Origin of the sequence: Zoogloea oryzae, from assembly GCF_030161255.1 — a bacterium.
Lineage (GTDB): Bacteria > Pseudomonadota > Gammaproteobacteria > Burkholderiales > Rhodocyclaceae > Zoogloea > Zoogloea oryzae.
This window is the reverse complement of the sequence record NZ_BSPX01000101.1, coordinates 1-11072: the sequence shown is the minus strand read 5'-3', so window position 1 is coordinate 11072 and position 11072 is coordinate 1. Positions and strand designations below refer to the sequence as shown.

The window sequence follows — 11072 nt, the reverse complement described above, 5'->3', positions numbered from 1 at the left end:
GTGCGGGCGGCACGGCTGGCAAAGGGAGCGGGTCATGAAGGCGGCCCGGCTCGCCCTGGCTGCTGCCCTCACGGGCGGTGGGCTGGCCGCCGGGCCGGCCGTGGCCGACGCCGACCACACGGCGCGGATGCAGTACATCCTGCACTGCGCCGGCTGCCACCAGGCCGACGGCCAAGGCGCGCCGGATTCCGGCGTGCCCGACATGCGCGGCCAGCTCGGCCACTTCCTCAAGCTGCCCGAGGGCCGGGCCTTTCTGGTGAAGGTGCCGGGCACCTCGAATTCCGCCCTCTCCAACCGCGAGGTCACCCGGCTCCTCAACTGGATGGTGCGCAGCTTCTCGGCGCCCACCCTGCCGGCGGATTTCGTCCCCTACACCGAGGCGGAGGTCACCGCCTTGCGCAGCGCCCCGCTGGACAACGTGGCCGGAGAGCGGGCGGCCATCGTCACCCGGCTTGCCGGGCAGGGCATCACGATCCGCTAGCCATCGATTCAAACCTTCGACAGGGAGTTCTCATCATGCAAAAACAAGCCAACACCCCCTTCAGGCCGCGTGTCGTGGGCGCCGCCCTCGCGCTGGCCTTTACCGCCACGTTGTCGATCAACGCCTCGGCGGCGGTCTCCGAGCAGGAAGCCGCCCGCCTGGGCAAGGATCTCACCCCCGTCGGCGCCGAGAAGGCCGCCAGCAAGGACGGCGCCGTGCCGGCCTGGGACGGCGGCATGACCAAGGTGCCCGCCGGCTGGAAGCCCGGCCGCCTCGACCCCTACAAGGACGACAAGCCGCTGTACTCGGTGGATGCGTCCAACCTGGATAAACACGCCGACAAGGTGCCCCCGGGCCAGGCCGCCCTCATCAAGGCCTACAAGGGCTACAAGCTGGATGTGTACCCCAGCCACCGCAGCTGCCCGGCGCCGGACATCGTGGCCGAGCGCACCAAGAAGAACGCCACCTACGCCAGGATCGGCGACGACGGCTGGCGGCTGGAGCAGGCCTACGGCGCCGGCGTGCCCTTCCCGATCCCCAAGAGCGGCGTCGAAGTGCTGTGGAACTACAAGACCCGCTACACCGGCCTCGGCCGACGCGCCCAGATCTCGGCGCTGATGCCCGACAAGGACGGCTCCATCGTCGAGACCAAGCAGTGGTTCTTCGAGATGTACCCCTTCAACGATCCCAAGACCACCACCCTCAAGGACGTGGAAGGCATCGACTCGAAGCTGCTGTATGACGTGCTCTCCCCGCCGTCCCGCGCGGGTGAGGGTTACCTGATCCACGCCTACCTCGACAAGCCCCAGGACGCCTGGATCTACTTCCCCGGCCAGCGCCGCGTGCGCCGTTCGCCCACCTTCGCCTACGACAACCCCATCGCCGGCTTCGACAACCTGTACTTCGTCGACCAGATCAACATGTTCACCGGCGCGCCGGACCGCTACGACTTCAAGCTGGTGGGCAAGAAGGAGATGATCGTCCCGTACAACTCCTACAAGCTCATCGACAAGAAGAACAAGTTCAAGGACATGCTCGGCACCGAGTACGTCAAGCGCGACTTCATGCGCTACGAGACCCACCGCGTGTGGGTGGTCGAGGCCACTGTGAAGGGCGACAAGCGCCACAGCTTCGCCAAGCGCGTGTTCTACATCGATGAGGATTCCTGGGCGCTGCTCCACGTGGATATGTACGACGCCAAGGGCAACCTGTGGCGCGTGCAGGAAGGCAGCCTGTGGGCCGCGCCTGAAGTGGGCGCCTGCATGTCGTACGAATACCAGATGTACGACCTCGTGGCCCGTCGCTACGTGACCGACAACTGGACCGCCGAGGGCGAGGTGCTCGACCTCACCGCCGGCAAGGAAGGCCGGGTCAACACCGCCACCTTCAGCCAGGACGAACTGCGTCGCCGCGGCGAACGCTGATCTGCGCCCCTCACTCAGGAGATTCCCATCATGCACATTCAGGCGATCTCGCATCGCCGGGCCGGGCTTCGCCTGGCGCCGGCGACCCTCGCGGTGGCAGCGGCCGTGGCCGGCTGGTCCGCCCCCTCCCAGGCGGTGCGTTTCGGCAGCGAGGAAGGGCTGTCGGGCAGCTTCGACTCGGTGGTGTCCTTCGGCATGACCCGGCGCATGTCGGGCATCGACTGCCGCACCGTCGGCAACGACAGCGGCGGCTGCAACAACGGCACCAATAACGAGCTGCAGGCCCGCCAGGGGGCCAACGGCTACGCCAACGCCGACTTCAACTTCACCAACTTCGACGACGGCAACCTCAACTACAAGAAGGGCGACATCGTGTCGGCGGTGCTCAAGGGCACCCACGACCTCTCGCTCAAGGCGCCGGAAGGCTGGAGCGCCCTGGGCCGGGTGTATTGGTTCCACGACTTCCGCTCCGACGAGACCCGCCGCACCGAGCTCACCGAATCGTCGGTCACCGCCAAGGCCACGCTGCTCGACGCCTGGATCGCCAAGGAAGTGCGCTACGGCGACCAGCGGGGCAAGATCAAGCTGGGCAACCAGGTGATCTCGTGGGGCGAGGACATCTTCATCCTGGGCGGGGTGAACCAGATCAACGCCCTCGACCTGCAGAAGTTCCACGTGCCCGGCACCCAGCTCAAGGAGATCTTCGTGCCGGCGCCGATGGTGTCGTGGTCTGGCGGCATCACCGACAAGCTGGGGCTGGAGGCCTACTACCAGTTTGCCTGGAACAGCTTCAAGTTCGACCCGGCGGGCACCTTCTTCTCCACCGCCGACGTGATCGGCAAGGGCAACCGGGTGGCCTACATGCCCACCTCGATCTGCAACGACTTCGGCCTGCCCACGCCCTGCGGCGACCGCTCCGGCCTCACCGACCAGCAGATGATCAGCAACGGCACCGCGCTGCCTTATCTGGGCCAGCAGAAGCCCGGCTGGGGCGGGCAGTTCGGGGTCAACCTGCGCTACAACGCCGAGGAGATCGACACCGAGTTCGCCTTCACCTACCAGCGCTACCACGACAAGCTACCCTTCCTGGGCTTCACCGGCACCAATGCCGGCGCGGTGACTGGCTACTTCCTCGCCTACGGCCAGGAAAAGGACTTGTTCGCCATCTCCGGCAACACCAAGGTGGGCGATGTGGCGGTGGGCATGGAGCTGTCCTTCCGCCCGCGGGACAGCGTCGGCGTCGACCCGACGGTGCCCTTCGGCCAGGTGTTCGGCGGCGCCTTCAACAAGAACAGCGTGTATGACGTGGGCCGCCACCCGGGCTACGTGGAAGAGAAGAAGTGGCAGTACCACGTCACCGCCTTCTACACCTTCTCCCGCAACGACCCGCTGGGCGGGCTGGCCACCGCGCTGGGCGCCACCGACGGCTTCATCCTCTCCGAAGCCGCCGTGGCCCACTACCCGGATCTCGACCGCTCGGGCTACACGCCGTACTTCTTGCCCAACTACGCGCTGCCGGACCGCACGTCCTGGGGCTACGTGGCCGAGATCGGCTTCAACTACCCCAACGTGATGGGCAGCGGCATCACCCTCACGCCGCAGCTCGACTTCGCCCACGACGTGAAGGGCACCAGCCCCAACGCCATCCCCTTCGTGGAAGGGCGCAAGGCCGCCACCCTGTCGCTGTTCGCCAACTATCGGGACCGCTGGAAAGGCGCCCTGCAGTACGTGAATTTCTCGGGCGGCGGTGCCAACAACCTGATGCGCGACCGGGATTTCCTGGCCGCCAGCGTCTCCTACTCGTTCTGACCCGCAAGGCCAGGGGCGCGGCCACGCACCGCGCCCCTGGCCCAGACAGGAAACCCCAACATGATCGAGAAACTGGTCATCGGCCTGCAGCGCTTCTTCTTCGGACACCGGCTGCTGACCCTGGGCGTGCTGCTGGCCTTCACCGCCCTGATGGGGGTGTTCGCCGCACAGCTCAGGATGTCGGCCGGCTTCGACAAGCAGCTGCCGCAGGACCACGAATACATCCAGACCTTCAACCAGTACCGGGACGTCCTCTTCGGCGCCAACCGCATCATCGTGGTGGTCGAATCGAAGAAGGGCGACATCTGGAACGAGAAGGCCCTCACCAAACTCTACGACGTCACCCAGGCGCTGTTCTTCATGCCCGGCGTCGATCGCCGCACGGTCACCTCCCTGTGGACGCCCAACACCCGGGCGGTGCAGATCACCGAGGAAGGCATGAAGGCCGAGGACGTGATCGGCGGCGACGTGACGGTGAAATCCCTCACCCCGGACAACATCGCCGGCATCCGTGAGCGCACCATCATCGGCGGCTTCATGGGCAGCCTGGTGGCCAACGACGGCTCCGGCGCGATGGTGGTGGCCGAGCTGGCCGACCCCGGCCCGGCCACCGGCAAGCGGCTCGACTACTTCGACTTCAGCCGCAAGCTCGAGGCCGAGGTGCGAGACAAGTTTGCCGACGCCGACACCAACATCCGCATCATCGGCTTCGCCAAGCAGATGGGCGACATCTCCGAGGGCGCCACCAGCGTCGTCGAGTTCTTCGCCCTGGCCTTCTTGCTGACTGCCGGCGCGGTGTACTGGTACACCCGCTCGTGGGTGCTCACCTTCCTGCCGCTGGCGAGCTCGCTGGTGTCGGTGGTGTGGCAGTTCGGCACCATCACGCTGCTGGGCTTCGGGCTCGACCCGCTGGCGGTGCTGGTGCCTTTCCTGGTGTTCGCCATCGGCGTCTCCCACGGCATCCAGCAGGTGAACTACATCGCCAAGGAGGTCATCAACGGTGCCGATGGTTTCACCGCCGCCACCCGCAGCTTCACCGGCCTCTTGGTGCCGGGCACGCTGGCGCTGATCACCGCCTTCGTGGGCTTTGCCACGCTGGTGCTGGTGCCGATCCCGATGATCCGCGAGCTGGCCATCACCGCGTCGGTGGGCGTGGCCTACAAGATCGTCACCAACCTCATCATGCTGCCGGTGCTGGCCAGCTTCTTCAGCTTCGACGGGCGCTTCGTGGCTCGGGCGAGCAAGGTGGAGGGCATGCGCAACCGGCTGATGGCGGCCCTCGGCGTGCATATTGCCAGCCCGCGCAACGCCTTCGTCGGCACCCTGGTGTGCCTCGGGCTGCTGGTGGTGGCGGTGTGGCAGAGCCAGGGCCGCCACGTGGGCCACGTGCTGCCCGGCGCGCCAGAGCTGCACAACGACTCCCGCTACAACCAGGACGTGGAGGCCGTTGTGAGCCGCTTCGGGCTCGGCCTCGACATGCTCACGGTCGTGGTCGAGACACCCAAGGACGGCTGCTACCAGCACGAGGTGATGGCCTATGTGGATCGGCTGACGTGGTACCTCACCAACGTGCCCGGCGTGCTGTCGGCCCAGTCGCTGCCCACGCTCACCAAGCTGGCGGCCTCGGGCGTGAATGAGGGCAACCCCAAGTGGGCCTCGCTGCCGCAAGAGGAACTCACCCTCGGCGAAGCCGTGCGCCAGGTGCCGGAGGGGCTGCGCCTCTACAACGCCGAATGCACGCTGCTGCCGGTCAACCTCTACCTCGCCGACCACAAGGCCAGCACCATCAAGGAGGTGGTGGCCGCGGTGAAGCAGTACCGCGACGCCAACCCGTTTGCCGGCGTCACGGTGCGCCTCGCCAGTGGCAACGCCGGCGTGCAGGCCGCGACCAACGAGGTGGTCGAGCATTCCGAGCTGCCGATGATGCTCTATGTGTACGCCACCATTCTGGTGCTGGTGTTCCTGGTGTATCGCGACTGGCGGGCCATGATCGCCTGCTGCGTGCCGCTCACCCTGGCCACCTTCCTGGGCTACTGGTTCATGAAGTCGCTGGATATCGGCCTCACGGTGGCGACGTTGCCGGTGATGGTGCTGGCGGTGGGCATCGGCGTGGATTACGCCTTCTACATCTACAACCGCCTGCAGATGCACCTCTCCCACGGCGAGGACATCGTCACCGCCTTCAAGCAGGCCCTGCGCGAGGTGGGTGTGGCGACGGTGTTCACCGCCGTCACCCTGTCGGTGGGCGTGGCCACCTGGTCGTTCTCGGCCCTCAAGTTCCAGGCCGACATGGGGATGCTGCTGACCTTCATGTTCATGGTGAACATGATCATGGCCATCACCCTGCTGCCGGCCCTGGCCGTGATGATCGACGTCCTGGTCCCCCGCCGCGGGCCGGTCCGGGCGCCGCTGATGATGCACTGACGGAGACGCCCATGAAACTCAAGACAACGATGACCCTGCTGCTGGCCGCCAGCCTTGCCGCCGGCGCGGTGCTGGTGACCGCCGCCGAAAGCCGCCCGGCCGGCGAAACCCCTGCCATGAAGGCCCGCCTCGCCAGCCGGGCCGGGCTGGTGGCCGTCACCCGCGCCGGCACCACGCTGGTGGCGGTGGGCGATTTTGGCACCGTGGTGCGCTCCGCCGACGGCGGCGAGACCTGGCAGCAGGCCGCCAGCGTGCCCGTGAGCGGCCTGCTCACCGCGGTGAGCTTTGCCGACCCGAAGAACGGCTGGGCGGTGGGCCACGGCGGGGTGATCCTCGCCACCACCGACGGCGGCGAAAACTGGACGCTCCAGCAAGTGGTGGAAGGCAAGCCGGTGCTGCTGGGCGTGCATTTCACCGACGCCACCCACGGCTACGTGGTTGGCGCCTACGGCACGGCGCTTTCCACCGCCGACGGCGGCCGCAGCTGGCAGCCGATGAAGGTGGGCGAGGGGCGCGACGCCGATCTGCACCTCAACCACCTCTTCGCGGCGCCCGACGGTGCGCTGATCGCCGCCGGCGAGAGCGGTTCAGCCTTCCGCTCCCGCGACGGAGGCGGGCACTGGGAGCGCCTCAACACCGGCGTCACCGGATCCCTGTGGGGCGGGCTGGCCCGGCGCGATGGCCACCTGCTGCTGCTGGGCATGAGCGGCCGGGTGCTCGAGAGCATGGACGGCGGCACCCACTGGCAGGTGCTGGACACCGGCACCACCCAGGCCCTTACCGGCGGCGTCGAGCGGGACGACGGCAGCCTGCTGCTGGTGGGCACCGGCGGCGCGGTGGTCACGTCCCGCGACGGCAAGCTCGTCACCCACATTCGCGACGACCGCCAGAACCTCGCCGCCGTTGCCACCGCCGGCAAGGCCGTGGTGCTGCTCGGCCAGAACGGCCTGCTGCGCGAACACGTCGCCCAATGACTTCGGAGACCCAACCATGCTGGAAAGATTGATTGGCCTGCTACGCGGCGAGCTGCTGGCGGAGGCCGTCGAGCGCGGCCCCTTCGAGCGCCGCTTGATCGCCGTGGCGGCCCTGCTGCTGGAAACCATGTACGTGGATCGCGTGGCCTCCGAGGCTGAGCACCAGGCCGTCAAGCGCCTGCTGATGGAGCACTTCCACCTGCCCCGGGAGCGCGTCGACGAGCTCGTCGCCGTGGCCGAGGTGCGCTACGCCGAGGCGCTCGACGACTGGGAGTTTGCCGAGGCGGTGCGCGTCGGCTTCGGCCCCGAGGAGCGCCAGGAGATCCTCACCATGCTGTGGGAGGTGGCCTACGCCGACGGCCTGGAAAAGCTCGAAGGCCGACTGATGAGCCGCCTCGCCCGCCAGCTGGAGCTGGATGAGGACGCCGTGGCCCTGGCCCGCGCCGCCGCCAGCGCCCGCTCCGGCGTGCTGCGCGGCGAGCCCGGCGAGACCTGATCCCGCTTCCGCCAAAACCCCCGATTCCAACCCCGGCAATCCGCCCAGATTGCCGCACCGCATGCCGGGCTTCGGCCTGGCAGGCACCGCTTCACTCACAAAAACCATGAAGGAGACAAGCCCATGAACAATTTCCACGGCATCGAACTGGCGGCCGGCACCGCCGCCTTCCTCGCCCGACCCCGCCGCATGCTGATCGGCGCCGAATGGCAGGACGCCGCCAGCGGCGAAACCCTGCCGGTGATCGACCCTGCGAGCGGCGAGACCTTCTGCCGCGTGCCGGCCGGTGACGCCCCCGACATCGACCGCGCCGTGGCCGCCGCCCGCCATGCCTTCGAGGCCGGCGAATGGTCGCGGATGCGCCCGGTGGATCGGGAGCGCCTGCTGCTGCGGCTGGCCGATCTGCTCGAGGCCCACGCCCAGGAGTTCGCCGAGCTGGAGGCCATCGACAACGGCAAGCCGGTGACGATGGCGCGCCACGTGGATGTGGCCCTGTCGGTGGATTTTCTGCGCTACATGGCGGGCTGGGCCACCAAGATCGAAGGTTCGACGATGGATTTGTCGGTGCCGCTGGTGCGCGAGCGGGAGTTCTTCGGCTTCACCCGCCGTGAGCCGGTGGGCGTGGTTGGCGCAATCATCCCGTGGAATTTTCCGCTGCTGATGGCCGCCTGGAAGCTCGGCCCGGCACTGGCCGCCGGCTGCACGATGGTGCTCAAGCCCGCCGAGGAAACACCCCTTTCGGCCCTGCGGCTGGCCGAGCTGGTGCTGGAGGCAGGCTACCCGGCCGGCGTGCTCAACGTGGTCACCGGCCTCGGCCACACCGCCGGCGCTGCGCTCGCCAGCCACAAGGGCATCGAGAAAGTGGCCTTCACCGGCTCGACCGAGGTGGGCAAGCTGGTCGGCAAGGCCGCCCTCGACAACATGACCCGGGTGTCGCTGGAGCTGGGTGGCAAGAGCCCGGTGATCGTCCTCGACGACGCCGATCCGGCCCAGGCCGCGGCCGGCGCCGCGCAGGCAATCTTCTTCAACCAGGGCCAGGTGTGCACCGCGGGTTCGCGCCTGTTTGTCCATCGCAGCCGCTTCGACGCGGTGGTGGAGCAACTCGCCGGCATCGCCGACGCCATGAAGATCGGCCCCGGCATCGACCCCTCCACCCAGATCGGGCCGCTGGTGTCCAACATCCAGCGCCAGCGGGTGATGGGCTACATCGAGAGCGGGCTGGGCGAGGGCGCCCGGGCGGCGGCGGGCGGTTCGGCCGGTGCGGGCGCGGGCTATTTCGTGAAGCCCACGGTGCTGGTGGACGCCCGCGACGACATGCGCGTGGTGCGCGAGGAGATCTTCGGCCCGGTGGTGGTGGCCATGCCCTATGAGGATCTGGACGAGGTGGCCCGCCGTGCCAACGACACGCCCTACGGCCTGGCTGCCAGCATCTGGTCAAACGACCTGTCGCGGGTGCATCGGCTGATCCCCAAGATCAAGGCCGGCACGGTGTGGGTCAACTGCCACAACATCCTCGACAACGCGATGCCCTTTGGCGGCTACAAGCAGTCGGGCATCGGCCGCGAGATGGGCCGGGCGGTGCTCGACATGTACACCGAATCCAAGTCGGTGGTGATGATGCTGTAAGCGCGGAGCTGGGCGCCGTGGTGTGGATGCCGCGGCGCCCGGGTTTCAGTTGGGACTCAGCATCAGCAGGGTGCCGTTGCGGTCTTCCGTCACCCACAGCCGGCCGCGGGTATCGGCCTTGATGTCGGTGGGCGCGCCCATGGGGTGGCTGGCGCTGCGTTCCCAGCCTTCCACCAGCACGTCGAAATTGCGGGCAGGCTGGCCAGCCTTGTCGAAGCGGTAGGCCACGATCCGGTGCCCCAGCCGACGATAGCCGTGGAGGCCGATCACCAGACTGCCGCGCCACGCGGTGGGTACGCCGGGGCCGTCGTAGAACGTCATCCCCAGGGGCGCCGAGTGGGGCGGCAGCAGGCGCTCGGGCCTGGCGTAGCGGCTGCAGTCGCCGCTGCCGAAGGCCGGGTCGAAGGCGTCGAGCCCGGTGCAGTAGGGCCAGCCGTAGTGGCCGCCGGCGCGCACGCGGTTGAGCTCGTCCGCCGGTCGGGTGTCGGAAACGACATTGCCCGGCAGCACGTCGCGGCTGTTCTCGCCCTGCCACAGGGTGCCGTCCGGCCCAAAGGCGAGGGCCATCGAATTGCGCAGGCCGCGGGCGAAGGCGGTCACCGTCCAGCGGCCGTTTTCAAACTTGTAGCGCCAGATAGCCGAGCCGGCGTCGGGGCGCTCGGCCTCGGGGCACGGCTTGCCAGCGGGGCCGTCCTCGCAGTGGTCCGAGGTGCTGCCGATGTTCACGTAGATCGCGCCATCGGGGCCGAACACGAACTGCTTGAGCGGATGCCGCCCGCTGGCTGGCAGGTTGATGATGACCGGCTCCAGCACCGGCGGCGAGCGGTCGAGGCGGACCCGCGAGATGCGGCTGGCCTCGGCGATGTACACCGCGCCGTCCGGCCCGGCCTGCAGGCCGTTGGGGCGGTCGAGCTTGGTGAGGATCGGCTTTACGTCGAAGCCGCCGGGGCGGGGCGTGAGCATCAGCAGCCGCCCGGCGCCCGCATCCCAGCGGCCCAGGTCGGCCACCAGCACACGGCCATCCGCCAGCGGCAGCACGCCCCGGGGAAAGCCCAGCCTGGTGGCGGCCAGCCCCACGCAGAAACCCTTGGCCACCTTGAGGGGCACCGCCGGCAGGCCGGCGCACTCGCCGCCGGTCACGTAGCCATCGCCCCTGCCGGCAGCGCTGGTGCTGGCGAGGAGGGCGCAGAGCAGCGCAAGGCGGCGGATCATGTCGGGCTCAGGCGGCGATGTCGGCCAGGATGGCGGTGAGCAGCTGCCACACCTTGCCGACCGCCTCGATCTCGACCCGCTCTCCCGGTGCGTGGGCGCCGCGGATGGTGGGGCCGAAGGAGACGGTGTCCATCCCCGGATACTTGGCGCCGATGATCCCGCACTCCAGCCCGGCATGCACCACCTTCACCACCGACTCGCCGCCGAAATCCCGCGCATAGACCCGCTGGCAGCGGGCCAGCAGCGGCGACGCCGGATTGGGCGCCCAGCCCGGGTAATGGCCGGACTTGCCGGCGGCGGTGCCGGACAGCGCGAACAGGCTGACGATCTCGTCGGCCAGCGCCTCGCTGCCGCTGTCGATCAGCGAGCGCACCATGAAGTTGCAGCTGCCGCCGTCGGGCCCGATGCTCGCCATGCCCAGGTTGTTGGAGGTTTCCACCACGCCCGGCACCGCCAGGCTCTGGCGGCGCACCCCGTGGGGCGCGGCGTGCAGGCTGGCGAGCCACACCGACTGCTCGGCCGGGGTGAGCACCGCGTCGGCGCTGGCGGGGGTGTGGGCGAGGCTCACGCCGGCATCGACGCCGGCCAGCTCTTGCCGCAGGGTGGTCTGCCAGCGGGCGAGGGCC

Annotated in this window: 9 protein-coding genes; 7 read left to right on the top strand and 2 right to left on the bottom strand. The window is 68.7% G+C overall.

The features are described 5' to 3' along the window. The 7 genes from QQK25_RS20860 to QQK25_RS20830 form a co-directional block, all read left to right on the top strand. Nucleotides 1-481, top strand: a 481-nt coding sequence (locus tag QQK25_RS20860; RefSeq protein ID WP_284189693.1) for a c-type cytochrome, incomplete at its 5' end; no start/stop codon positions are given. 35 nt (nt 482-516) lie between these two features. After that, nucleotides 517-1905, top strand: coding sequence for a DUF1329 domain-containing protein (locus QQK25_RS20855; RefSeq protein ID WP_284189692.1), 1389 nt, complete (start codon nt 517-519; stop codon nt 1903-1905). Between the two features lie 30 nt (nt 1906-1935). After that, the gene (locus tag QQK25_RS20850) at nt 1936-3714 is read left to right on the top strand and encodes a DUF1302 domain-containing protein (RefSeq protein WP_284189691.1); all 1779 of its coding nucleotides are present in this window, start codon (nt 1936-1938) and stop codon (nt 3712-3714) included. Nucleotides 3715-3774: 60 nt separating this feature from the next. Beyond that, nucleotides 3775-6138, top strand: coding sequence for an efflux RND transporter permease subunit (locus QQK25_RS20845; protein WP_284189690.1), 2364 nt, complete (start codon nt 3775-3777; stop codon nt 6136-6138). A gap of 11 nt (nt 6139-6149) precedes the next feature. Further along, nucleotides 6150-7112 carry a WD40/YVTN/BNR-like repeat-containing protein gene (locus QQK25_RS20840; RefSeq protein ID WP_284189689.1) on the top strand — a complete coding sequence of 321 codons (963 nt, stop codon included), beginning with the start codon at nt 6150-6152 and terminating at the stop codon, nt 7110-7112. 16 nt (nt 7113-7128) lie between these two features. After that, a complete protein-coding gene (locus tag QQK25_RS20835; protein WP_284189688.1) occupies nt 7129-7608 on the top strand; it encodes a tellurite resistance TerB family protein in 480 nt (159 codons plus the stop codon). Between the two features lie 123 nt (nt 7609-7731). Continuing rightward, entirely contained in the window at nt 7732-9234 is a 1503-nt protein-coding gene (locus QQK25_RS20830; protein WP_284189687.1) for an aldehyde dehydrogenase family protein, read from the top strand. 45 nt (nt 9235-9279) lie between these two features. On the opposite strand, the gene QQK25_RS20825 is transcribed toward QQK25_RS20830, so the two are convergent. Both QQK25_RS20825 and QQK25_RS20820 read right to left on the bottom strand, forming a co-directional pair. Beyond that, nucleotides 9280-10446, bottom strand: coding sequence for a PQQ-dependent sugar dehydrogenase (locus QQK25_RS20825; protein WP_284189686.1), 1167 nt, complete (start codon nt 10444-10446; stop codon nt 9280-9282). A 7-nt stretch (nt 10447-10453) separates the two neighbouring features. Next, nucleotides 10454-11072: zinc-binding metallopeptidase family protein (locus QQK25_RS20820; RefSeq protein ID WP_498027238.1), on the bottom strand; the 619-nt coding region annotated here is incomplete at its 5' end.

What these genes read in the sequence shown, in the direction of transcription:
- QQK25_RS20840 (WP_284189689.1), top strand. Translation starts at nt 6,150, where the DNA reads ATGAAACTCAAGACAACGATGACCCTGCTGCTGGCCGCCAGCCTTGCC.
- QQK25_RS20850 (WP_284189691.1), top strand. Translation starts at nt 1,936, where the DNA reads ATGCACATTCAGGCGATCTCGCATCGCCGGGCCGGGCTTCGCCTGGCG.
- QQK25_RS20830 (WP_284189687.1), top strand. Translation starts at nt 7,732, where the DNA reads ATGAACAATTTCCACGGCATCGAACTGGCGGCCGGCACCGCCGCCTTC.
- QQK25_RS20825 (WP_284189686.1), bottom strand. Translation starts at nt 10,446, where the DNA reads ATGATCCGCCGCCTTGCGCTGCTCTGCGCCCTCCTCGCCAGCACCAGC.
- QQK25_RS20855 (WP_284189692.1), top strand. Translation starts at nt 517, where the DNA reads ATGCAAAAACAAGCCAACACCCCCTTCAGGCCGCGTGTCGTGGGCGCC.
- QQK25_RS20845 (WP_284189690.1), top strand. Translation starts at nt 3,775, where the DNA reads ATGATCGAGAAACTGGTCATCGGCCTGCAGCGCTTCTTCTTCGGACAC.
- QQK25_RS20835 (WP_284189688.1), top strand. Translation starts at nt 7,129, where the DNA reads ATGCTGGAAAGATTGATTGGCCTGCTACGCGGCGAGCTGCTGGCGGAG.